The sequence below is a fragment of the Nocardioides iriomotensis genome (assembly GCF_004168035.1).
Taxonomy (GTDB): domain Bacteria; phylum Actinomycetota; class Actinomycetes; order Propionibacteriales; family Nocardioidaceae; genus Nocardioides_B; species Nocardioides_B iriomotensis.
Genome location: NZ_SDPU01000014.1, coordinates 1 through 21,816, shown reverse-complemented (window position 1 = coordinate 21,816; position 21,816 = coordinate 1). Strand labels below are relative to the sequence as shown.

Sequence of the window (21,816 nt, the reverse complement as noted above, 5' to 3'; positions counted from 1 at the left end):
GGGTGACGCTCGTCACCGGGCCCGCGGCCCGCTCTGGGCGCGAATCGCCCTCAACCGGGGTACTCGGTAGCATGACGGCTGCTCTACAGAGAGGTCCCCTCAGTCTCATGACGTCTAACACGCATGCCGACTACCGCCTGAGCCAGCTGGATCAGCTGGAGGCAGAGTCGATCCACATCTTCCGCGAGGTCGCGGCGGAGTTCGAGAAGCCGGTCCTGATGTTCTCGGGCGGCAAGGACTCCATCGTGATGCTGCGCCTGGCCGAGAAGGCCTTCTACCCGGCCAAGATCCCGTTCCCGGTGCTCCAGGTCGACACCGGCCTCGACTTCGACGAGGTCCTGGAGACCCGCGACAACTGGGTCAACCGCCTGGGCCTGCGCATGATCGTCGCCTCGGTCGAGGAGGCCATCGAGAAGGGCATCGTGGTCGACGACGGCAAGACCAGCCGCAACCGCCTCCAGATCGGCACGCTGCTGAACACCATCGAGGAGGAGGGCTTCACCGCCGCCTTCGGTGGTGGCCGCCGCGACGAGGAGAAGGCCCGCGCCAAGGAGCGCGTCTACTCCCACCGCGACGACTTCGGCCAGTGGGACCCCAAGAACCAGCGCCCCGAGCTGTGGAGCCTCTACAACGGCCGCATCCACGGCGGCGAGCACATGCGGATCTTTCCGCTGAGCAACTGGACCGAGCTCGACATCTGGGACTACATCCACCGCGAGGAGATCGAGATCCCCTCGATCTACTTCGCCCACGAGCGTGAGGTCGTCCGCCGCGACGGCATGCTGCTCTCCGTCTCCGACGCCGTCGTGCCCAAGGAGAGCGAGCAGACCGAGACGCTGACCGTGCGGTTCCGCACCGTCGGCGACAAGTCCCAGACCGGCTGCGTCGAGAGCACCGCCAAGACGACGGCCGAGATCATCGACGAGATCGCCATCGCGAAGGTGACCGAGCGCGGCGCCACCCGCGGCGACGACCGGTTCTCCGAGGCAGCCATGGAAGACCGCAAGAAGGAAGGCTACTTCTGATGGACCTGCTCCGTTTCGCCACCGCCGGCTCCGTCGACGACGGCAAGTCCACCCTGATCGGTCGCCTGCTGCTGGACTCGAAGGCGATCTTCGAGGACCAGCTCGAGGCCGTGGAGTCGACCTCGCAGTCGCGCGGCTACGACTACACCGACCTCGCGCTGCTCACCGACGGGCTCCGCTCCGAGCGTGAGCAGGGCATCACGATCGACGTGGCCTACCGCTACTTCGCGACGCCCAAGCGCAAGTTCATCATCGCGGACACGCCCGGCCACGTGCAGTACACCCGCAACATGGTCACCGGCGCCTCCACCGCCGACCTCGGCCTCGTGCTCGTCGACGCCCGCCAGGGCCTGACCGAGCAGTCCCGCCGGCACGCCGTACTCCTGTCGCTGCTGCGGGTGCCGCACCTGGTGCTCGCGGTGAACAAGATGGACCTCGTCGACTACGACCAGGCCACCTTCGACAAGATCCACGAGGAGTTCACCTCTTTCGCGACCAAGCTGTCGATCCCCGACCTCGAGATCATCCCGATCTCGGCGAAGCTCGGCGACAACGTGGTCAAGCGCAGCGAGAACATGCCGTGGTACGACGGCCAGTCGCTGATGCACCACCTGGAGAACGTCCACGTCGCCTCCGACCGCGACCTGGTCGACACCCGGTTCCCGGTGCAGTACGTCGTGCGGCCCAAGTCCGACGAGTTCCACGACTACCGCGGCTACGCCGGCCAGGTGGCCGGCGGCGTGCTGAAGCCCGGCGACGAGGTCGTCGTGCTCCCCTCGGGCCTGACCAGCAAGATCGCCGGGATCGACCTGTTCGACCATGAGATCACCGAGGCCTACCCGCCCATGTCGGTGACGGTGCGCCTCGAGGACGACGTCGACGTCAGCCGCGGCGACATGATCGCCCGGGTCAACAACGCCCCGAAGCCCAGCCAGGACATCGACGCGATGATCTGCTGGATGACCAACGAGCCGCTGCGCCCGCGCCAGAAGCTCGCGATCAAGCACACGACCCGCACGGGCCGCGCGATGGTCAAGGACATCCAGTACCGCCTCGACGTCAACACCCTGCACCGCGACCAGGACACCAAGGAGCTCGCGCTCAACGAGATCGGCCGCGTGCAGCTGCGCACGACCGTCCCGCTGCTGTGCGACCCGTACTCCAAGAACCGCACCACCGGTTCGTTCATCCTGATCGACGAGGCGACCGGCGTGACCGTCGGCGCCGGCATGATCAACTCCGGCAGCTGATCTTCCCGCACCGCCCGGCTGGTCGAGCTCGTCGAGACCACCCGGGCGGTGCGTGCGTTAGGCCGGTCGGGCCCCACCTCCGGCTGGTCGAGCTTGTCGAGACCACCACCCCAACCCACGGAGCACCATGTACCGCCTCGAGAACCCCGTGCGTCACTACGCATGGGGTTCTCGCACGCACATCCCCAAGCTGCTCGGCGTCCCGCCCGACGGCGAGCCCTGGGCCGAGCTCTGGCTCGGCGCCCACCCCTCCGCGCCGTCCCGGGTGGACGGCGACGGCACGCTCGACGCCCTGCTCGCCGCCGACGCCGAGACCCTGCTCGGGCCTCGTTTGCGGGCGACGTTCGGCGACCGGCTGCCGTTCCTGATGAAGCTGCTCGCCGCCGCCGAGCCGCTGTCCCTCCAGGTGCACCCGACCTCCGAGCGGGCGCGGATCCGGCACGCCGCGCAGGACGCCGCCGGCATCCCGCTGGACGCCCCGGAGCGCACCTACCCGGACTCCTCCCACAAGCCCGAGCTGATCTACGCGCTGACGCGCTTCGAGGGCATGGCCGGGTTCCGCGACCCGGTGAAGACCGCCGCCATCCTGCGCGGTCTGGGCCTCCCGTGGCTCGACGAGATCGCCGCGACCATCGAGGCCAGCGCGACGCCGTTCCAGACGCTGCGCGGCGTCGTCACCGACATGCTGGCCCTGTCCGGGCAGCATCTCAGCCATCGGCTGCAGCAGCTCCGCGCCGCGGCCGCCTCGGCCGAGCTGGGCCTGCACGCCGCCGTCGCCGGACGCCGCGGCTCCCTCAACGAGGACCCGACCGCCGTGGAGCGCGAGTCGGTGCGGGTGTACGCCGCCACCACCCAGCTCGTCGACCGGTACCCGAACGACCCCGGCGTGCTGGTCACCCTGCTGCTCAACCACGTCGTGCTCGCGCCCGGGGAGGCGATGTTCATCGACGCCGGCGTCATCCACGCCTACACGTCGGGGTTCGGCGTGGAGATCATGGCGGCCTCCGACAACGTGCTGCGGGCCGGCCTGACGCCCAAGCACGTCGACATCCCCGAGCTGCTCGAGGTCACGAACTTCACCCCGATGCCGCCGCCGCTGTGGGCCGCCAACGGCGACGCCACCTGCACGGTGCTGTCTCCCCCGGTCGCCGAGTTCGAGCTCGTCGTGCACCGGCTCGCGAGCACGGTGGAGCTCGCCGCCACCGCGCAGGTCGTGCTCTGCCTCGAGGGGCAGGTCACCGTCTCGACCGCCGCGGGCAGCGAGGCGCTGAGGGTCGGCGAGTCGGTCTTCGTCGGCGCAGGCGACGGCGCGGCCACGATCGACGGGCACGGCCGGGTCGCCGTCGGGCGCCCGGCCCACTGAGGCCACCAGCTCAGGAGCTAGGAGCGCCAGGCGGCCTCGACCTCGGGCGCGATGGTGCCCGGTCGGACCCGCTGCGGGTGGTCGCCGACCTTCACCCAGGCGATCTCGCGCTTGGTGCGCAGGTCGATGACAGCGACGGCGTCGTTGCCGCTCATCGACATCCAGCAGGTGTTGCCCGGGCCGTCGGTGGCCCAGTAGGGCTTGAGGTACTTGCGGTCCTCCGCGTCGCCCCGGCCGTCGAGGATCGTCGCCCGCATCGTGCGGCGGGTGACGACCGCGGCGTAGTCGTCCATGGTGCCGGCGACGCAGAGCTTGGTGCCCTTGTCGTTGATCGCGAGGCCGTGGTGGGCGGAGTCGAGGACGTACTGCTCGCGCGGCATGTCGGGCACCTGGTTGGGCAGCGGGATCAGCCGGGTGACTCTGCCGGTGGCAGGCTCGGGCTTGCCGCCGGTGGTGTAGTCGCCACCGCCGGTGGGGTCCTTCGCCTTCAGGTCGAACTCCACGAAGCCGTGGAAGAACGAGACCTGGTAGTAGACGTAGCGCTCGTCGGGCGAGATCGCCATCGGGCGCACCGCGGAGCTCATGTTGTCGTAGCCGGCCTCCTCGAGCTCGAGGCCCATGTCCCAGCGCCGCGCGATGGAGAAGTCCTTGGTGCGCACGATCTCGAACCACCGGTCGGACTTGACCACGTCGCCGACCGGGTCGAGCTCGCCCGCGTCCACTGGCGTGTAGACGCGGCCGATGCTCGCGTGGAAGATGCGACGGCCGTCGGCGGTGTAGTTGCTCTCGTGGGGCGTCTCGCCGGACTCGAAGGTGCGCAGCCGGGTGCCGGTGCGCGGGTTGCCCTTACCGCCGAGGACGTACTCGTGCACCGACCTCGAGGTCGAGTCGCTCACCACGAGACGCCGGCCGTCCGGCGAGACGTTCATGTGGTCGGTGCGGTAGCCGTCCATGCGCTGCCGCTTCACGATCGCGCCGCTGGCCAGGTCGATCCACACGACGTCGCCGAAGCTGGGCCGGGACGCGGCGAGCAGCGTGCCGTCGCGCGTGGTGAAGAGGTCGTCGACGAGCTGGTCGTGCCCCTCACCCACTGCCTGCTGGATGGCCAGGTAGAAGCCGAGCCGGGCCGGGTCGGTGACGATCTCGCGCATCCGCTCGTCGCGGTCGGGCACGATGTCGAGCCGCTTGACGACCTCGAAGGTGCGGGCGTCGACGACGTCCGCGGTGCCGGCCCAGTTGTTGCCGACGACCATCACGTCGCGCCCGTCGGGAGCACGCGTCGCCGTCACTCGTTCGGCCTGGGCTTTCGGCGACACGCTCAGTCCGGTGACGGCGGCGAGCGCGGCGGTGGCGAGCAGGACAGGCGCTCGGCGCATGCGGGTCCTCCGGGGGTCGACGTACCTCTGCGCTGGTCAACGCGTCGGACGCGACGGAGTTACGCGTGTCGCCCTCGCCGGGCTACTTCTCGCGCAGTTCGCCCTGGTGGGCGCGGTACCACTCGACCGTGGACCGCAGGCCCTCCTCGAGCCCGATCCGCGCCGTCCAGCCGGCCTTGGCGAGCTTGGACACGTCGAGCAGCTTCTGAGGCGTCCCGTCGGGCTTGGAGGTGTCCCAGTTCGTGGTGCCTTCGAAGCCGACCACGCCGGCGATCGTCTCGGCGATCTCCTTGATCGTGCTGTCCTTGCCGGTGCCGACGTTGACCTGCTCGGGCCCGTCGTAGTGCTCCAGCAGGTGCAGGCACGCGTGGGCCATGTCGTCGACGTGCAGGAACTCGCGCCGCGGCGAGCCGGTGCCCCAGTTGGTGACCTCGGTAGCCCCGTCGCGGACGGCCTCGTCGTACCGGCGGATCAGCGCGGGCAGCACGTGCGAGCCCTGCGGCGAGAAGTTGTCGCCGGGCCCGTAGAGGTTGGTCGGCATCGCCGAGATCCAGGGCAGGTCGTACTGGCGGCGTACCGCCTGGACCTGCAGGATGCCGGCGATCTTGGCGATCGCGTAGGCGTCGTTGGTCGGCTCCAAGTGCCCGGTGAGCAGGGAGTCCTCGGGGATCGGCTGCGGCGCGAGCTTGGGGTAGATGCACGAGGAGCCGAGGAACAGCAGCCGCTGCACCCGCTGCTCAAGCGCCGCGTCCATCACGTTGAGCTGGATCTGGAGGTTCTCGCTGAGGAAGTCGACCGGGTAGGTGTTGTTGGCCATGATCCCGCCGACCTTGGCCGCCGCCAGCACGACGTACCGAGGCTTGTGCTCGGCGAGGAACGCGAACACCTTGTCGCGGTCCTTCAGGTCGAGCTCGGACGAGGTGGCGCCGACGAGACGGGTGAAGCCCTCCGCCGCGAGGCGCCGCCAGATCGCCGACCCGACCAGGCCCCGGTGACCGGCGACGTAGACGGTCGCGTCGCGGTCGAGGGGGCCGGGCGTGAAGGAGTCGCTCATGCCCTGGTGCCGAAGGTCGGCCAGTCCTCCAGGGTGGGACGGTCGATCCAGTGGCGGCCCTCGTGCTTGAGCAGCTCGACGTCCGCGTCGACCATGATCCGAGCGAGCTCGTCGGTCTGCACCTTCGGCACCCAGCCGAGCTTGTCCTTGGCCTTGGAGGCGTCGCCGATCAACGCGTCCACCTCGGTCGGGCGCAGGTAGCGCTCGTCGAACTTGACGTGCTTCTCCCAGTCGAGGCCGGCGTGCTCGAACGCGGTCACCACGAAGTCGCGGACGGTGAAGTTGCCCCCGGTGGCGAGTACGAAGTCGTCCGGCTCGTCGGCCTGCAGCATCCGCCACATGCCCTCGACGTACTCCGGCGCGTAGCCCCAGTCGCGGATCGCGTCCAGGTTGCCCATGTAGACGTAGTCGTCGAGGCCGGCCTGGATGCGGGCGACCGCGCGGGTGACCTTGCGGGTCACGAACGTCTCGCCGCGGCGCGGGGACTCGTGGTTGAACAGGATGCCGTTGGTAGCGAACATCCCGTAGCCCTCGCGGTAGTTGCGCGTCACCCAGTAGGCGTAGACCTTGGCCGCGCCGTACGGCGAGCGCGGGTAGAACGGGGTCTCCTCGTTCTGCGGCGGCGGGGTCGCGCCGAACATCTCCGAACTGGACGCCTGGTAGTAGCGGCAGTTGACGCCGGCCATCCGCACGGCCTCGAGCAGGCGCATCGCGCCGATGCCGGTGGTGTCACCGGTGTGCTCCGGCTCGTCGAAGCTGACCCGCACGTGCGACTGCGCCGCGAGGTTGTAGACCTCGTCGGGGTCGATCTCGTGCAGCAGCGTCACCAGTCGGGCACCGTCGGACAGGTCGCCGTAGTGCAGGAAGAGCTTGGCCTCGGGGTCGTGCGGGTCCTGGTAGAGGTGGTCGATCCGCGAGGTGTTGAAGGTCGACGCCCGCCGGATCAGGCCGTGCACCTCGTATCCCTTGCCGAGCAGGAGCTCGGCCAGGTACGAGCCGTCCTGACCCGTGATGCCGGTGATCAGTGCCTTCTTGGTCATGCGTGAGTCCCCTTGGCCGTGCATTGGTTCGGTGGCAAACAGTGAGACAGTCTAGGCGCTGCCCGGCGCTCGGACGACGGCTGACCCGGACTCAAGCCAATCGACGGTCCTCGGCATCGGTGAGTACCGCATCGGCAGCCTGACGTGCGAAGAGATGAGCCAACAGGTTCCGCGGACGTAGCGTCAGCCAGTCGGTAGATTATGGCGGGCCGAGGGCCTCACGCTCTCGAAGGTAAACATCGACAGCCGACCGCGGTGGGGACCCGAGGCGAGTTCGACTCGCTGAGCCGGCGGCTGAACAAGGGGGAACACAGTGAAGGGCTTGCGCAAGCGGCGAGTCGTGCACCTGGCGGAGGGCTCGGTGTCGAGCGATTACCCGGCCACCGACACCGTCACGGCGATCGCCCGGTACGACGCGTGCGGCGTGCCGATCGACGTGGCGGACCCCGGCTCCGCGGCGGATCGGATCACGGGGGCCGCCTCCCGCGGCGAACGGCTCGCGGTGCATCTGTGCAACGCACACACCGTGACCCTCAGCGACTCCGACGAGCGGCTCATGACCGCACTCCAAGAAGCGGATCTCAACCTCTCCGACGGCACGCCCATCGCCTGGCTCGGCCGGCGCAGGGGGCAGTACTCCCCCGTGCGCGGACCGCAGCTGGTGGGCGAGGTCGTCGACCGCGGCCGGGAGATCGGACTCAAGCACTACCTATACGGCGGGCACGACGGTGTCGCCGACTTGATGCGCGCGCGCCTCGAGCGGGACTTCCCTGGCGTCGCCATCGTCGGCACCGAGACGCCTCCGTTCCGCTCCCTGACCAAGGCTGACGTCGCGGCCTTGGCGGATCGGGTCCGAGCGAGCGGCGCGAACGTCCTCTGGATCGGCCTCGGCACGCCGCGCCAGGACTACCTGGTCGCCGACATCAGGGACAGGCTTGACGGTCCCGCAGTGCCTGTGGGCGCAGCCTTCGACTTCTGGGCGGGCAGCGTCCGCGAAGCGCCCCGCTGGCTGCACGGAAGTGGCGTGGAGTGGGCGTACCGACTCCTGAAGGAGCCGCGACGTCTCTGGCGTCGCTACCTGCTCGGCAATCCGACCTTCATCTTGATCGCTCTGCGATACACATTCTCACGCGGGCGCGCTGGCCGGTGAGGGTCCTCATTGCTCACAACCGGTACCGAAGCGATGTACCCAGTGGCGAGAACATGGTCGTGGACGAGGAGGTGACGGCGCTCAGTGAGAGCGGCGTTGATGTTCACATGCTGGAGCGAAACAGCGACGACCTGACGAGAATGCGTGTTGCACTTGCGGCCGCAGGCCCCGTCTACTCCCACAGTTCCGTTCGCGAACTCCGCTCGCAGCTGAAGCGCGTTCGGCCGGATGTAATGCACGTCCACAACGTCTTTCCCTTGCTCTCACCGTGGATCGTCCGCGTCGCCACTGAGGCCGGGGTCCCCGTCATTCAAACGGTGCACAACTTCCGACACAGCTGCGTGAAGGGCACACACTTTCGCGACGATCGGGCATGCATGGATTGCGTCGGTAGGAGGCTGCCTCTGCCTGCTTTGACCCACGGTTGCTACCGGGAGTCGGCAGTCCAGACACTTCCGATGGCTTTGGGAGCCGTGGCACATCATGGCTCCTGGCGACGAGTCAGTCGCTTCCTGGCAGTGAGCCAATTTGTCAGGGACCACCTCTGTGCAATCGGTTTCCCTGACGAGCGCGTCTACATCAAGCCGAACGGTGTTCGTGACGCGGGGCATGCCGGAAAGCTCGGGGATCACGTCCTGTTCGCAGGACGACTCTCGGAGGAAAAGGGACTGTCACAGCTGTTGAACGCCTGGCAGCGACTGCGACGACCACCGTCGACACGGCTGCTCATCGCCGGCCACGGGCCACTCGTCGACCAAGTAGCAGCGGTGGCATCCCGTGATCCGTCCGTTGAGTACCTTGGCAGCCTTACCACCGTCGAACTGGCAGAGGCGCGCGAGCGAGCCCGCTTAGTCGTGGTCCCCTCCCTGGGGCCGGAGACCTTCGGGCGCGTCGTTGCCGAGGCTTTCGCCGGCGGTCGACCCGTGGTCGTTTCCGATAGAGGTGCACTGCCGGAACTGGTCGATCCGGACGTCGGCGAGGTTTGGCGTGTCGACTCGGAACCTCTCGAGGGGGCGCTAGAGCGCGCCCTGCAATCCGACCTCGACGCGAGGGGCCACAGCGCTCGGGCTCGGTTCGTCACGCGTTATGGAGAGCAACAGTCCGTGCGAACTCTCATTCAGCATTACCAGGAGCTCACGCAGAGATGACTCGCGTTGTGATCGTGCAGGAATTGCTTGCTCAGTATCGTGTGCCGTTCTACGAGCGCCTCCGCGAGCAACTGAACCGAGCCGATGTCCAACTGGACTTGGTGCATGGTCGAGCATCCGGGCAGCGAGCGATGCGGGGCGATGAGGCTCACCTTGACTGGGCGACGACCGTGAGGTCCATCCAACTGCCGGTCGGGAGACGCCGGGCAGCCGTCTGGCAGCCGGCCCTGAAGCAAGCGCTTGCTTCCGACCTCACCATCGTCGAGCATGCAAATCGGCAGTTGTTGAATTACCCGCTGCTTCTGACGTCGAAGGTCGCACGCAAGCCTCATGTCGCTTTCTGGGGTCACGGCGCGAACCTCCAGTCCAGTAGGCCAGATTCGTTTGAGGAACGCTTCAAAGCGGCCTCCGCCCGCTGGCCGGACTGGTGGTTCGCGTACACAGAAGGGTCTGCAGAGCGCGTCCGGCGCGCGGGCTTTCCTAGCGACCGCGTCACAGTCGTGCAGAACGCCATCGACACCTCGGACTACGCGGTGAACGGTATTGAACGCTCCCCCCGTCGCTGCGTTTATGTCGGCTCCCTGCACGAGCACAAGCGCCTAGATTTTCTGCTCGAGACAGCCGCCCTGGTGGCCGAGCGCGTCGACGGATTCGAGTTGCTCGTCGTTGGTGACGGCCCTGACCGTGCCCGCGTTGAACAAACCGCGCGTCAGGCACGCTGGCTGACCTACCGAGGAGCACTCTTCGGGAAGGCGAAGGCCGAGGCGGTTTCATCGTCGTCTCTCACCCTGATGCCCGGCCTGGTCGGCTTGGGAGTCCTGGACTCCTTCGCCTCCGGCAGCCCCATGGTCACGACCAGGATCCCTTGGCACAGTCCCGAATTCGAGTACCTCGAGGATGGTCGGAACGGGCTCGTCCTCCCAGGCGAAGCGAGCGCAGCCGACTTCGCCATGGCAGTGGCCGACCTGTTGCTCGACCCTTCTCGTCTCTCGGCGCTACGGGAGGGAGCTATCGCATCAAGCAGAATGTTCTCGGTCGACGAGATGGCCGACAGATTCACAGGAGGGATCTTGAACGCGCTCGGAAGTGCTCGGGGTTGAACACGCCGCAGCGCTCGAACGCGCGACCCGCGTCTGCGTGCCCACGGGTACAGCACACAGCAGTGGGATCCAGGCAGAAATTCCGCACGTTCCCTGTGTCAAAGCGGTGAGGCAGCGTCAGGCGGTCGTCGCCAGCGCCGTTGTAAGTGGTGGGACCAATGCCCTTGTACCGTTAACGCTGCAAGCGCTGACTTCGGTGTCGGACCTAGGCGCTTACGCCGTCACACTTGCACCGCAGGCTGCGGCACTCGCCATTGCGCGCACGGTCTCGAACCAGACACTCCTCCGGGGTCACTCGGTTGATGAGGTGCCACGCCTCCGGGCGACTCTTTCTCTCACAACAGTGGGGGCGACCGCAGTGTCGACTCTCCTGGTCGCGATGCTTGCCATGCCCACGTACCTCTATATCGCGGCAGCCACCATCCCGCTCGTCGTCGCCCAAGAGACGCTCCGAGTCCGTTCGTTCGGAGCTCAGCGCGCCCAACTTGCCTTGTTGAGCGACGTGACTTGGCTGATTGTGTTCCTGCCCTGGCCGGCCATCTCATTTCTGGTGGCGACTCCCGGTGCGGGCGGAGCGGTTGTCATCTCCTACGCCGGCGGTGCCCTTTGCGCCGTTGTCGCTTTGTGGTTCGCCACACGCCGCATGCGCGGACGTGGCGAAACATCGACATTGGGGTCGACTCCTCTGACAGTCGAAGCATCGTTGACCTACGGCCTCAGTGCGCTGACACCCATCCTGGCGAGCACGATCGTCCCCCTGTCTGTGATCGGCACCGCCCGCTCCGCCCTCATCGCGGTGACTCCCCTGAGCCTCTACAGCTCATTGGCTCAGACAATCGCCATCCCCCGTATCGATCTGTCGAATGCGAGATCGGTCGCCAAGGTCGCCCTTCAGACAACAGCGGTGGCCATCAGCGCGACAGGCGCGCTCGTCCTCATATTGTTCGCGTTGCCCACCGCTGCGCTCGAGACCGTTGGGTTCCCACCAAACGCGGAGTTTCGACTGTGCGTGGTCCTCCTCGGACTCGGATTCTCCATGGGCAGTGGCATGGCGATCTGGCTCACCCTGGTCCGCCGAAGCTGGGGCTGGCGCCGATGGCTCCCTCTTCGTGCCGCCATCGCGGTCGTCGAGTTGGCTGCGACGCTTCTGCTTGGCCGTCTGATTGGAGCCCCAGGGCTGGCCTCAAACATCCTCGTGGCCAACTCTTGTCTCGTCGTAGCCACGTCGCGTTACAAGGGTCTCCGATCATCATCGGAACTCAGACCTCTCCGCGTCAGCCACAGAGACCCGTGACTTGGCCAGCGCAACCGCAAAGCCCCCTCCAAGGCCTCGGTTCGTCAGCGATACCGCATCGACGTCACCTTCACCAGGATGCGCGTCGCTGCACGACTGCTGGTGGCTCAGCGCTGACGTGTCCGCTGTCCGCCCTGTTGCCGAGCGAAGCCAACAAGGACAAGGCGCCTAGCACCCACCAAAAGACGGGCGGACTACCTGAGGTGCCATTAGACAACACCGCGTTCACCGCCAGAACGACAAGGAAGTAGGCCGCTACCGGAGCCTCTCGGCGGGCCCGCCAGAGGTCGCGAAATACGCAGAGGATGAACCACAACCACAAGCCAGCCGCGACGACTCCCCCCATCACGAGTGCGTTGAGCAGGCCGCTCTCGGCGGGCAACTTTCCAGTGGCTACGTAGAGGCCACTGTCCGGCCCGGCGCCATCGTCGAATCGAAGCGCGGCGTATCCGTAACCCCGCCACCAGTGCTCGTTGACGTCGATGATCGTCTGCCAGATCGGAACCCGCCCGGTGAGTGTGTCCACGCCAGCCCGCTCGGCGCCAGAGAGCGCATTGAGCAGAGCGTCGCCGGCCGCCTGATACGCGAGCACACCGCCACCAACCACGACAAGCATGCGCACGAACCGACTGCGGCCGCGCAGGGCGATGACCAGCAAGATCCCGAGCCCCGCCGAGACGAGCGCCGCCCGACTGAACGTGGCGTACAGCATGTACAAAGCCAGGCCCGCCACGAGCAGCGACAGGGCGCGCTTCCCGCGCTCGAACCGGTGAATCGAGTAGCCCAGCACCATTGCCGCTACGAAGCCGAGCGACACGGCGCTGAGGCCGCCGCTGAGCCGCTCAACCTCCCCGAACAGTCCGGCCCGTTGCCCAACCACCGCGTGGTAGGCCAGCTGCAGCACGCTGATCCGGTAGACGATGTCGAGCCACGCACCTGGCCGGCCGCGTTCAGCCAGGATGAACGCGCCGACCGTGGCGACGATGTGTGCGACGTAGAGTGCCATTCGGTTTCCCGGCAAGGACCACGCCAGGCTCGCGACGCCAAGAACTAGACCGTAGGCGATGAGCGGGACGAGACTCCGTCGCAAACGGTGATCGAGGGCAAACGACGGCCGCTGACCGAGCTGGTTGTAGACGAGAAGCACGGCCGCAGCCGCGATCGTCAGGAACTTCACCGAGTCGTAGGCCAGCCACGGCGGTACCGTCTGGTCGCCACCCAGCGGTAGCAGGAAGCCCATCGCGATAACCGCGAGCTCGTGCGGCGCCCAGCGCCCCGTCCCCCGAATCACTCGCACGAGGCTACGCGAGCAGACGCCGGAGCGTGGCTAAGTGTTCGAACTCCCCAGCCTGCTGAGTCAGGACCTATGGCGACGTTAGCCCAGCACGTGCTCGGCGACGTTGGTGGCGCCCCCTCGTGGCGCGGTACGGACGCGACGGTGACACGGCTGGACGAGTGCTGACGAGCATCGGACTACTGGCGGACTAGCCGCCCCCACAGGTGCGGCTGGAGCGCCTGACCCATCGCGGCCATGTCGTAGGCCCAGAGCAGGTCGCCCTCGACCATGCCGTACATCCGGTGGCCGCCGGTGTACTCCTTGGCGGTCTGGGTGCGGACGACGGCGTCGGTGGTGAGCTCGACGCGCGGGGTGCCGATCTCGGCGGTGCCGTACCAGATCTCGACGAAACCGGTGTTGTGCGTGAGCAGCAGCTCGAGCGAGCCGTCGGCCTTGGGACGCAGGAACCCGGTCTCGATGGCGGCGTCACGGACCTTGTCGCCGTTGTCGTCGACGATCCAGGCGCGGCTCATGTAGTGGAAGAAGGGCCGGCCGTCGTGGGTGAAGATGCACTCCTGGCCGAACTGGAACGCCTCGATCGTGGGGTAGTCCCCGTGCCCGTTGCCCCGCCAGGTGCCGAGCAGCCAGGCGACGGGCGCGCAGTCGGGGTGGAGGTTGTCCGGGATCTCGAACGGCATTACCGCTGCTCGTCCGCCTTGAACAGGCGGTAGAGCACGAGCAGGCTGACGTAGCCGCTGAGCAGCACGACCAGCGCCATCAGGGCGATGAACACGGCTTCCATGAGGCGGAGTCTAGTGTTCGGGGCATGGCACGACGACTGCTGGTCAAGGTGACGTGCGGCACCGACGACCCCGAGCGGAGCAACCAGGGCCTGACCGTGGCGTCGGCCGCGGTGGCGGCGGGGGCCGATGTCAGCCTGTGGCTGACCGGGGAGGCGGCGTGGTTCGCGACCGGGGACCGTACGCCGGACCTTGGGCTGCCGCACGCCTCCCCGGCCGGCGCGCTGGTCACGATCGTGCGCGAGGGCGGCCAGGTCACCCTGTGCACGCAGTGCGCGGCCCGGCGTGGCCTGGGCGAGGACGACACCCTGCCGGGCGTGCGGATCGCCGGGGCCGCGGTGTTCGTCGAGGAGGCGCTGGCCGAGGGGACGCAGGCCCTGGTCTACTGACTCGTCCGGACGGAAGCGCCTCGGCCGGCTCCTAGGATGGGCGGGTGGCCGAGACACACGACGCGACCGCGGGCGACAGCTGGCGTGAGCGGCTGCGGGCGAGCGGGCACCGGCTGACCGCCCAGCGCGAGTTGGTGCTGCAGGCGGTCGACACGCTCGGGCACGCCACCCCGGACGAGGTGCTGGCCGAGGTCCGCAAGTCGACCTCGGCGGTCAGCCTGTCCACGGTGTACCGCACCCTCGACCTGCTGGAGGAGCTCGGGCTGGTCCGGCACGCGCACCTGCACGACCGGGCCCCGACCTACCACTCGACGACGTCGCCGCCGCACGCGCACACGGTGTGCCGCCGCTGCGGCAGGGTCCGCGAGCTCTCCCAGCCGCGCACGGCCGAGCTGGTGGCGACGTTCCGCGAGGGCGAGGGGTTCGAGGTCGATGTGGCGCACCTGACGGTGTTCGGCACCTGCCTGGACTGCGAGGCGCCGGCGGGCTGACCGCGCCCCGGCCGGCCCAACCGCGTTCCGACCGGCTACCGCCGCTTGACCTGCAGCAGGTCGCGCGCCTCAGTCGGCGTCATCGGGGTGCGCTGCGCGATCCGGCCGAGCTCGACGACCCGGGAGACGAGCTGCTCGTTGTGCTCGACGGGGACGCCCTTGGCCAGGGTGAGCACGTCCTCCATGCCGACCCGCAGGTGGCCGCCCTTGCTCAGCGACGCCAGGGCGACGGCCAGGGTCGACCGTCCGATGCCCGTGGCCGACCACGACGTCACCGCCTCGGGCAGCGCCGCGACGGCGGCGACGAGCGCGTCGGCGGTGCCGGGCATCCCGCCGGGCACGCCCATCACGAGGTCGACGTGCACCCGGCCGCCGTACGGCAGGCCGAGCTTGTCCAGCAACCGCCGCAGGGCGGCGACGTGGCCGAGGTCGAACAGCTCGAACTCGGGGACCACCTCGCGCTCCTGGGAGAGCCGGTAGAGCTCGGTGATGAACGGCCAGGGGTTGGAGAAGACATCGTCGCCGAAGTTGGTGGTGCCCATGGTCAGGCTGCAGGAGTCGGGCTCGGCGTCGAGCACCTTGAGCCGGGCGTCGAGCGGGTCGTGCACGCTGCCGCCGGTGGACAACTGGACGACGAGGTTGGTCTGGTCGCGCAGCGCCTCGACGGTCGCCGCCAGCCGGCCCGGGTCGAGGCTGGGCTTGTGCTCTTCGTCGCGGATGTGCACGTGGATCATCGCGGCGCCGGCGGCCTCGCAGCGGCGGGCGGTGTCGACGAGCTCTTCGAGCGTGGTCGGGAGCTGCGGGCAGTCCTCCTTGGACGTCTCGGCCCCGGTGGGGGCGAGCGTGATCAGGAGGCGGTCGGACGGGACGGTCATGGCCGCATCGTGGCAGACGCCGAGCGGTACGGCGACGCGCGGGTCAGGCGGTCCGGCGGCGGTGCTTGCTCGAGACCTCGGTCGCGTCGGCCTCGTCGGTGGCCCCCACGGCGGCGGGGACCTTGTCCTTGTCTGAGAGCTCGTAGGTGCCGCCGTAGTAGCCGGCCGCGGCGTCGCGGCGGGCGACCCGGTTGAGGATCACGCCCAGCGCCCGGCCGCGGACGGCGTCGAGGTTCGCCAGGGCGTCGCGGAGCTCGGTGTCGACCGTCCGCCCGCTGGAGATGACCACGAACGCGCCGTCGGCGACGGCGGTCAGCACCGCGGCGTCGGTGACCGGCAGCAGCGGCGGCGCGTCGACGATGACAAGCGCCGTCTTGGCCAGCTCGGTGAGCAGCTGGCGCATGGTCTGGGAGCCGAGCAGCTCGCTCGGGTTGGGCGGTACGCCGCCGGCGGCGAGGAGCAGCAGGTTGGGGTAATCGGGGTGCTCCTGGGCGACGTCCTCGAAGTCGACCCGCCCGATCAGCACGTCGGTGAGGCCCGCGCCCTCGACGAGCCCGAACTTCTCGGCGACCGTGGGTCGGCGGAGGTCGCCGTCGATGAGGATCACCGGCTCACCGGAGACCGCCAGCGCGCCGGCGAGGTTGGCCGCGACCGTCGACTTGCCGTCGCCCTGCTGCGGGCTGGTGATGATGATGACCCGGGGCGGGTTGTCGACGTCCATGAACTGCAGGTTGGTGCGCAGCTTGCGGAACGCCTCGGCCGACTCCGAGCGGCGCTGCGAGCCGCTGCGGTCCTGGACGGCGACCGGGCCGGCGCCGTCCGTCGAGGCGAGGTCGCTGGCGGTCGGGATCGCGCCGACGACGGTGACGCCGAACTGCCGCTCGACGGCCTGGGACGACCGCAGCCGACGGTCGAGCTGGTTGCGCAGCAGCGCGTAGGCCAGGCCCAGCAGGACACCGACGACACCGCCGATTAGCAGGTTGAGCTCGACGCGGGGTGACACCGGTGCCGACGGCAGGGCGGCCGCTTCGATCGGGACGACCTTGAGGGCCCCCGCTTCGCCGCGCGGATTCTCGATCTCGGCGACCTGGTCCGCTAACGCCGAGACCCACGCGTCGGCGAGTTGCTGAGCTCCCAGCGGAGTGGCGTCCCTGGCGGTCACCTTGATCAGCACGGTGTCCAGCGGCTGCTCGACGGAGATCTTGCCGATGAGCGAGGCCGGCGAGTCGTCGAGGCCCAGCTCGTCGATGACTCCCTCGGCCGTGGCGCGGCTGCGGGCGATGTCGACGTACGACTTGGCGCGCGACTTCGCCAGGGTGTCTGCTACCGACCCCAACGCGGGGTTGGTGTCGTTACCTGCGCTCACAAAGCCAGTGGCGTCGGCGGCGTATACCCGCGGCTGAGTGAGATTGAAGATCGCTGCAGCTCCGACACCGACCAGCATCAGGGCGACAAAACCGAGCCAGTGTGCGCGCAACACACGCAAGTAATCAGTGAGTTCCACGCTCTTCCCCCGGGTCGGGCAACGCGACAGAGGTCAGGATAGGCGGAACTTCAGGTGCCGGTCCGGCAATCGAGCGAATCTCAACTGGCGGTGATGGTCACGGAGTGGGATGTAACCATGAGGTTTCCGTCGAAGACCGGCTCACACGCAACCACAGAGTCGCTCGGACCGAAAGGTCCCCTGGTGAAGGTGTGCGTTCTATTGCCGTTCGAAGCCTGATGCGACCACCCAGATGGCGCGCCGCCCACCAGCGTTCGTGCACGGTCCAAGGTCAGCGCCACTCGAAGGACGCCGGCCAGCGAGCCGATGTTGTCGATAGCTGTAACGGAGACCCGGCGATTGCCCGTCACGTTGCTGACTGTCGGGCCGCTGTACGAAACCTTGTAGGCGGGCGTGATGGGCGCGTTGGTATTCGATGTTCCCGTGACGTTGGTCGCCGTCAGCGCGACGGCCGCCGTGCCCTCGATCGTCGTATCGCTCACTGTGAAATCGGCCTGCAGACTCTGACTTTGGCCGGCAGGGACAGTTGCGTTCAGCGTAAAGACGAAGGTGTCGCCGGAGCCGGAGACGTTCCATCCGGCGGCCGTGGGGGCTGACGGCATCGCCCTCGGCATCTTCACTGTGACCTGCACCCCGGTTGCCGGGCTCGCCCCTGCATTGTTAAACGATACGAGCAGAAGAAGACGCGATGGAGTCGAGTAGGACCCGCTTCCCGAAAGACCCGAGAACGACGTAGGCCCTGACCCGGCGAAGGCGGGGGCGGCGCCGACCAATTGCACGGCGGGGACGGTCCAGGCGGCGACCGCCGCGCCTCGGACTACCGTCCGTCGATCGATCAGACGACGCTCGGAAGCGTGCTCTTGCAAGGTCATGCTGTGGCTCCCCACCGGAACAGAACTTGCCCCGGCCCCCCGGGGTCCCCCACGCCGCATCGCGGCTTCACACAGGATCGTGCCACGCGGCGAGCCGAACTCACAGGGGTTGAGGGAAAGTTGACCGAACGTCCAGTGCGGCCCGCCCTTCAGTCGGGTGGTTCCGCCGTAGTCATTCCGGCGGAAGGTCAACGCTCGTGAACGACCGGCTCACTAGACTCCGCCCGGTGACCCAGCCACGACCTGCTGCGGACACCCATCTGTCTGCGATGGGCCTCTCCGTCGTGCTCCGCTACGCCGGCGCTCATGCCCGGCAGGCGCGGGAGGCTGTCGAGCGTTGCTGGTCGGACTGCCTCGGCGACGGGTTGACCTCCTACCCGGAGTCCGTGACGCTCGACGTCGTTCTCGACCCCGATGTAGGCACGGTCGGGCAGGCCGGGGCGCGCGGTGCGGTCGCGGCAACCGGTCTCGACGAGCTGCTCCACGTGCTCAGCCCGCGACTGACGGCGGCACTGGTCGAGGCGCACGCCGGCCGCCTGGTGATGCTGCACGCCGCGGGACTGGCAGACCCCGGGACGGGCCGGACGGTCGCGCTCGTCGCTCCGTCCGGTACCGGCAAGACGACAGCATCACGCCTGCTCGGACGCACGATGCGCTACCTCACCGACGAGACCGTTGCCGTGGACGCCGGCGGCAGGGTCCTCCCGTATCCCAAGCCGCTGTCCGTGCTCGCGGAAGGCGGCAACGGCATCAAGACCCAGCTGGCACCGAGCGACGAGGGGCTGATCGTCGCCGGAGGACGGGGGCCCGAGCTGACGGGCATCTTCCTCCTCGACCGAGACCCGTCCCGTACGGCGCCACAGGTCGAGCCGGTGACCACGGTGCGCGCGCTTGCGCTCCTGGCACCGCAGATCTCCTACCTCACCCGGCTGGACCGGCCCCTGGCGACCGTCGCTTCGATCGTCGAGCGAGCCGGGGGACTCGTCAGCGTGCGGTACGGCGAGGCGGCGCAGCTCGCGGACGTTGTGAGTCGGCATGTGGGGGCGACGCCGTGAAAGTGCGAAGGGGGAAATCGACCGACGAGTACCGCGACGGCTCGGGGGAAGCAGCCGTGCTGATCGATGGTCGGGTGCTGGTGCTCTCGCCGCTGGCGACCCGCCTGCTAGCCCTGATAGGTGAGGGTTGGACCGACGTGGACGGGCTCGCGGCGTCGCTGGCGGCGGCGGTCGGCCCCCCGACGGACGGGAGGAGCGCGGAAAAAGCGACAGCCGACCTGGTCCGTGAGCTGGCCGCGGACGGCGTGGTGGAGGTGCGCGACGCGGAGGATCGGCCGAACGGCTGATTCTGGCCCGCCCTGGTTCCCCAAATTCCGGACAACCCGTACGATCCTCTCGATGCCGTCTCCGAGTGGGGGCACTTCGGGGCGGCAAGGTTCATCGACATTCGCACCAGTCCAGGGGTGGGGGAACTTCATGAGTGCCAACCAGCACTTGCCGTCCGAGGCGCGCAGCATCAGCCGTCGCAGTCTCGTCAAGGGAGCCGCGACCGTCGCGTGGACGGTGCCGGCAGTCCAGCTCGTCTCAGCGGTGCCGGCCTTCGCCGGCAGCAACGACCCGACCTGCTCGTGTGTCCTCACCATCGAGAAGCAGCAGTGGACCGGCAATGCGGGCTTCCACCTCAAGGTGCTCGTGGTCAACACCAGCACCCTCCCGTGTGGCGTGGTCACGCTCACGATCGAGTTCGACGGTCGCGAGCTCACGTGGAAGTCGTGGTCGGACAAAACAGATCGCGACTGGAACACACCCAGCGCCGGCTCGGACCCCATCACGGTCGTCTCGAAGGGCGGGCTCGGCGCGGGCAAGACGATCTTGTTCTCCGCGCACTTCTCTCCGACGAGCGGCCCCGAGTCCGGGGCACTCACCGGTTCGGTCGTGGCGTCGTCGGGTGGCACGACAACGGGTTCGACCACGTTCAGTGCCAAGTAGACCTACCCTGGACCGGTGATCTCGGCGCAGCGAAGCGGCGCACTCACTCCGGCCGAAGCGGTCGCCCTCGCTCACCCGCTGGTGCTGCGCGCAACCGAGGCTGTCGACATTGAGGCTCTCTGCTTGAAGGGCAATGCTCTCGTGCTACAGGGGCTGCGGGAGCCGCACCCGTCGGTCGACGTCGACGTCCTGGTCCGCCCCGCCGACCGTGACCGTGCGCTCGAGGCGTTAGCCGCGATCGGTTGGCATGAAGCGGTTCCCCACACGGGTGCAACTGCGCTGCCTCAGCATTCGCGGACTCTCAGGCACCGCCTGTGGCCCTGTGAGGTCGACCTGCACGATCGGTTCCCGGGCTTCTTGGCCGACGCTGAACTTGTGTTCAACGAGCTCTGGCGACGCCGCAGCTCCGTCCGGATCGGCGCTCAACCAGTGCGCTGTCCCGACGTGGTCAGCCACGCCGTCGTAGCCGCGCTGCACTGGCTGCGGGACGGCACCGACGCGCACGCTCCCAAGCTCGACTACCTGGTGACGGCGTTGGAGTCGCAGCTCACGTCAGCCGACCTGAGCCAGCTCGCCCAGGTCTGCGCGGTCACCGGGGCGAACGAGACCCTTGCGCCGTTGCTCGAGCGGCTGGGTGTCGCGCCGCTCCCGGCTCCCACCTTCGACACCACCGCCTGGCGCATTCGCACCCAGACGACCAGCGTGAAGACAGTCGGCTGGGTGACCGAACTGTCCGCGCTGCCCTGGCGCAGACTCCCCGGCCGGCTGTGGCACGCCCTGGTGCTGACCGAAGCCGAGATCCGCAACTCGTTCCCCGACGCCGCACCCGGTCGATGGGGACTCTTCACCGCCCGCATTCGCCGCCTAAGAGCCGGATTGCGAGACCTCCCTACCGCTGTCCGGGTGGTTCGACGAGAGCGGCGCCGCTCGTGAGCCACTGGACCATTGGCGCGGACGTGGCCTGGGTGGGCGACACCTCCCGGGTCGCCCTCGTCGACCTCAAGCGGCCGGACGAGCCGGCCGTGCTCACTGGCTCGAGTGCGGCTATCTGGCACACCATCGGCCATGCCAGCTGGGGCGAGGACGTCATCACGAGCGTGGCCGAGCTGTTCGACGTGCCGGCCGACACGGTCGCCGACGACGTACGGTCCTTCCTCGAGGACCTGGAGGCTCGAGGACTGATCACCAGGGAGGACGGCCGGCATGGCTGAGCGGTTCGCCGTCCTCGTGGTCTGCGTCGGCAACGTGTGCCGGTCCCCGCTGGCCGAGCGGCTGTTGGCCGCCCGGCTGCCGGCAGGCGACTTCGAGGTCGCGAGCGCCGGGGTCGGCGCGATGGTGGGCTACCCGGTCGAGCCCAACGCGGCACGAGAGCTCGCGCGCCTGGGCAGCGACGGGGCCGGGTTTGCGGCGCGGCAGTTCACGCCCGCGCTCGCCGGTCAGGCGGAGCTCGTGCTGACGGCCACGAAGGAGATCCGCGAGCAGGTGGTGCGGGAGGCGCCGCGGCTGATGAAGCGGGCGTTCACGCTGCGTGAGTTCGAGACGCTTGCCCAGGACCCGCGCGCGAAGGAGGCCGCGACCAGCCCCCAGGACCTGGTCCGGGCGGCGGCGCGGCTGCGGGCCGGGGTGCCCGTGCCCGACCACGACGTGCCCGACCCGATGGGGCAGTCGGAGACCGTGCACCGCGAGGTGGCGGACCTGCTCGACGACACCTGCCGGACCATCGCGGACGCGTTGGTCGCGGCCCGCTAGCTGTACCCGGCCATCACGTTGGTGCCAGGCGGCTGATTGGCGGGCGTCCTCCGAGTGCGCTGTGGCGTCGGTCAG

At 68.6% G+C, this 21,816-nt stretch carries 23 protein-coding genes; 15 read left to right on the top strand and 8 right to left on the bottom strand.

What is annotated here, in order from left to right; genetic code table 11:
• The first annotated feature begins 107 nt into the window (after positions 1 to 107).
• The 3 genes from cysD to manA all read left to right on the top strand — a co-directional run bounded on the left by cysD (position 108) and on the right by manA (position 3,638).
• Entirely contained in the window at positions 108 to 1,025 is a 918-nt protein-coding gene (gene cysD / locus ETU37_RS05505) for a sulfate adenylyltransferase subunit CysD (protein WP_129986142.1), read from the top strand.
• Positions 1,025 to 2,275 carry a sulfate adenylyltransferase subunit 1 gene (locus tag ETU37_RS05500; protein WP_129986140.1) on the top strand — a complete coding sequence of 417 codons (1,251 nt, stop codon included), beginning with the start codon at positions 1,025 to 1,027 and terminating at the stop codon, positions 2,273 to 2,275. Before cysD ends, ETU37_RS05500 begins: the two co-directional genes overlap by 1 nt.
• A 127-nt stretch (positions 2,276 to 2,402) precedes the next feature.
• On the top strand, positions 2,403 to 3,638 hold the full coding sequence (manA, locus tag ETU37_RS05495) for a mannose-6-phosphate isomerase, class I (RefSeq protein WP_129986138.1): 1,236 nt from the start codon (positions 2,403 to 2,405) through the stop codon (positions 3,636 to 3,638).
• A gap of 17 nt (positions 3,639 to 3,655) precedes the next feature.
• Here manA and ETU37_RS05490 read toward each other — a convergent pair whose 3' ends face one another.
• The 3 genes from ETU37_RS05490 to gmd form a co-directional block, all read right to left on the bottom strand.
• The gene (locus ETU37_RS05490) at positions 3,656 to 5,014 is read right to left on the bottom strand and encodes a YncE family protein (protein ID WP_129986136.1); all 1,359 of its coding nucleotides are present in this window, start codon (positions 5,012 to 5,014) and stop codon (positions 3,656 to 3,658) included.
• Positions 5,015 to 5,096: 82 nt separating this feature from the next.
• Positions 5,097 to 6,068, bottom strand: coding sequence for a GDP-L-fucose synthase family protein (locus ETU37_RS05485; protein WP_129986134.1), 972 nt, complete (start codon positions 6,066 to 6,068; stop codon positions 5,097 to 5,099).
• Positions 6,065 to 7,108, bottom strand: coding sequence for a GDP-mannose 4,6-dehydratase (gene gmd, locus ETU37_RS05480; protein WP_129986132.1), 1,044 nt, complete (start codon positions 7,106 to 7,108; stop codon positions 6,065 to 6,067). Before gmd ends, ETU37_RS05485 begins: the two co-directional genes overlap by 4 nt.
• A gap of 322 nt (positions 7,109 to 7,430) precedes the next feature.
• Between gmd and ETU37_RS05475 the strand changes: the two genes are divergently transcribed.
• The 4 genes from ETU37_RS05475 to ETU37_RS05460 all read left to right on the top strand — a co-directional run bounded on the left by ETU37_RS05475 (position 7,431) and on the right by ETU37_RS05460 (position 11,800).
• Positions 7,431 to 8,258: a WecB/TagA/CpsF family glycosyltransferase gene (locus ETU37_RS05475; protein WP_129986130.1), complete on the top strand. Its 828-nt coding sequence runs from the start codon at positions 7,431 to 7,433 to the stop codon at positions 8,256 to 8,258.
• Positions 8,255 to 9,406 (top strand): glycosyltransferase, encoded by a 1,152-nt coding sequence (locus tag ETU37_RS05470; protein WP_165372412.1) that lies wholly within the window; start codon positions 8,255 to 8,257, stop codon positions 9,404 to 9,406. The genes ETU37_RS05475 and ETU37_RS05470 overlap by 4 nt, the downstream gene beginning before the upstream one ends.
• Before the next feature lie 8 nt (positions 9,407 to 9,414).
• Entirely contained in the window at positions 9,415 to 10,506 is a 1,092-nt protein-coding gene (locus tag ETU37_RS05465; RefSeq protein WP_165372411.1) for a glycosyltransferase family 4 protein, read from the top strand.
• A 388-nt stretch (positions 10,507 to 10,894) separates the two neighbouring features.
• Entirely contained in the window at positions 10,895 to 11,800 is a 906-nt protein-coding gene (locus ETU37_RS05460; protein WP_129986124.1) for a hypothetical protein, read from the top strand.
• Positions 11,801 to 11,870: 70 nt separating this feature from the next.
• On the opposite strand, the gene ETU37_RS05455 is transcribed toward ETU37_RS05460, so the two are convergent.
• Together ETU37_RS05455 and ETU37_RS05450 are read right to left on the bottom strand one after the other, a co-directional pair.
• Positions 11,871 to 13,091, bottom strand: a complete 1,221-nt coding sequence (locus ETU37_RS05455; RefSeq protein WP_129986122.1) for an O-antigen ligase family protein — start codon at positions 13,089 to 13,091, stop codon at positions 11,871 to 11,873.
• A 182-nt stretch (positions 13,092 to 13,273) separates the two neighbouring features.
• Positions 13,274 to 13,774 carry a heme-binding beta-barrel domain-containing protein gene (locus ETU37_RS05450; RefSeq protein ID WP_129986120.1) on the bottom strand — a complete coding sequence of 167 codons (501 nt, stop codon included), beginning with the start codon at positions 13,772 to 13,774 and terminating at the stop codon, positions 13,274 to 13,276.
• A 128-nt stretch (positions 13,775 to 13,902) separates the two neighbouring features.
• Between ETU37_RS05450 and ETU37_RS05445 the strand changes: the two genes are divergently transcribed.
• Both ETU37_RS05445 and ETU37_RS05440 read left to right on the top strand, forming a co-directional pair.
• On the top strand, positions 13,903 to 14,265 hold the full coding sequence (locus tag ETU37_RS05445; RefSeq protein WP_129986118.1) for a DsrE family protein: 363 nt from the start codon (positions 13,903 to 13,905) through the stop codon (positions 14,263 to 14,265).
• Between the two features lie 44 nt (positions 14,266 to 14,309).
• Positions 14,310 to 14,756, top strand: a complete 447-nt coding sequence (locus tag ETU37_RS05440) for a Fur family transcriptional regulator (RefSeq protein ID WP_129986116.1) — start codon at positions 14,310 to 14,312, stop codon at positions 14,754 to 14,756.
• Between the two features lie 35 nt (positions 14,757 to 14,791).
• Here ETU37_RS05440 and ETU37_RS05435 read toward each other — a convergent pair whose 3' ends face one another.
• The 3 genes from ETU37_RS05435 to ETU37_RS05425 form a co-directional block, all read right to left on the bottom strand.
• A complete protein-coding gene (locus tag ETU37_RS05435; RefSeq protein ID WP_129986114.1) occupies positions 14,792 to 15,631 on the bottom strand; it encodes a beta-keto acid cleavage family enzyme in 840 nt (279 codons plus the stop codon).
• 43 nt (positions 15,632 to 15,674) lie between these two features.
• Positions 15,675 to 16,997 (bottom strand): polysaccharide biosynthesis tyrosine autokinase, encoded by a 1,323-nt coding sequence (locus ETU37_RS05430; protein WP_129986112.1) that lies wholly within the window; start codon positions 16,995 to 16,997, stop codon positions 15,675 to 15,677.
• A gap of 218 nt (positions 16,998 to 17,215) precedes the next feature.
• Positions 17,216 to 18,007, bottom strand: coding sequence for a hypothetical protein (locus ETU37_RS05425; protein ID WP_129986110.1), 792 nt, complete (start codon positions 18,005 to 18,007; stop codon positions 17,216 to 17,218).
• A 227-nt stretch (positions 18,008 to 18,234) separates the two neighbouring features.
• Between ETU37_RS05425 and ETU37_RS05420 the strand changes: the two genes are divergently transcribed.
• From ETU37_RS05420 to ETU37_RS05395, 6 genes are all read left to right on the top strand, one after another.
• A complete protein-coding gene (locus tag ETU37_RS05420) occupies positions 18,235 to 19,062 on the top strand; it encodes a hypothetical protein (RefSeq protein ID WP_129986108.1) in 828 nt (275 codons plus the stop codon).
• Positions 19,063 to 19,118: 56 nt separating this feature from the next.
• A complete protein-coding gene (locus tag ETU37_RS05415; RefSeq protein WP_129986106.1) occupies positions 19,119 to 19,349 on the top strand; it encodes a hypothetical protein in 231 nt (76 codons plus the stop codon).
• Positions 19,350 to 19,479: 130 nt separating this feature from the next.
• On the top strand, positions 19,480 to 19,992 hold the full coding sequence (locus tag ETU37_RS05410) for a hypothetical protein (protein ID WP_129986104.1): 513 nt from the start codon (positions 19,480 to 19,482) through the stop codon (positions 19,990 to 19,992).
• 15 nt (positions 19,993 to 20,007) lie between these two features.
• Entirely contained in the window at positions 20,008 to 20,925 is a 918-nt protein-coding gene (locus ETU37_RS05405; protein ID WP_129986102.1) for a nucleotidyltransferase family protein, read from the top strand.
• Positions 20,922 to 21,203: a PqqD family protein gene (locus ETU37_RS05400; RefSeq protein WP_165372410.1), complete on the top strand. Its 282-nt coding sequence runs from the start codon at positions 20,922 to 20,924 to the stop codon at positions 21,201 to 21,203. Before ETU37_RS05405 ends, ETU37_RS05400 begins: the two co-directional genes overlap by 4 nt.
• Entirely contained in the window at positions 21,196 to 21,741 is a 546-nt protein-coding gene (locus ETU37_RS05395; RefSeq protein ID WP_129986098.1) for an arsenate reductase/protein-tyrosine-phosphatase family protein, read from the top strand. Before ETU37_RS05400 ends, ETU37_RS05395 begins: the two co-directional genes overlap by 8 nt.
• Positions 21,742 to 21,816: the final 75 nt, after the last annotated feature.

Coding starts and splice junctions, on each gene's coding strand:
- ETU37_RS05490 (WP_129986136.1), bottom strand. CDS start 5,014: ATGCGCCGAGCGCCTGTCCTGCTCGCCACCGCCGCGCTCGCCGCCGTC.
- ETU37_RS05500 (WP_129986140.1), top strand. CDS start 1,025: ATGGACCTGCTCCGTTTCGCCACCGCCGGCTCCGTCGACGACGGCAAG.
- ETU37_RS05445 (WP_129986118.1), top strand. CDS start 13,903: ATGGCACGACGACTGCTGGTCAAGGTGACGTGCGGCACCGACGACCCC.
- ETU37_RS05425 (WP_129986110.1), bottom strand. CDS start 18,007: ATGACCTTGCAAGAGCACGCTTCCGAGCGTCGTCTGATCGATCGACGG.
- ETU37_RS05395 (WP_129986098.1), top strand. CDS start 21,196: ATGGCTGAGCGGTTCGCCGTCCTCGTGGTCTGCGTCGGCAACGTGTGC.
- ETU37_RS05485 (WP_129986134.1), bottom strand. CDS start 6,068: ATGAGCGACTCCTTCACGCCCGGCCCCCTCGACCGCGACGCGACCGTC.
- ETU37_RS05460 (WP_129986124.1), top strand. CDS start 10,895: ATGCCCACGTACCTCTATATCGCGGCAGCCACCATCCCGCTCGTCGTC.
- gmd (WP_129986132.1), bottom strand. CDS start 7,108: ATGACCAAGAAGGCACTGATCACCGGCATCACGGGTCAGGACGGCTCG.
- ETU37_RS05410 (WP_129986104.1), top strand. CDS start 19,480: ATGAGTGCCAACCAGCACTTGCCGTCCGAGGCGCGCAGCATCAGCCGT.
- ETU37_RS05435 (WP_129986114.1), bottom strand. CDS start 15,631: ATGACCGTCCCGTCCGACCGCCTCCTGATCACGCTCGCCCCCACCGGG.
- ETU37_RS05450 (WP_129986120.1), bottom strand. CDS start 13,774: ATGCCGTTCGAGATCCCGGACAACCTCCACCCCGACTGCGCGCCCGTC.
- cysD (WP_129986142.1), top strand. CDS start 108: ATGACGTCTAACACGCATGCCGACTACCGCCTGAGCCAGCTGGATCAG.
- manA (WP_129986138.1), top strand. CDS start 2,403: ATGTACCGCCTCGAGAACCCCGTGCGTCACTACGCATGGGGTTCTCGC.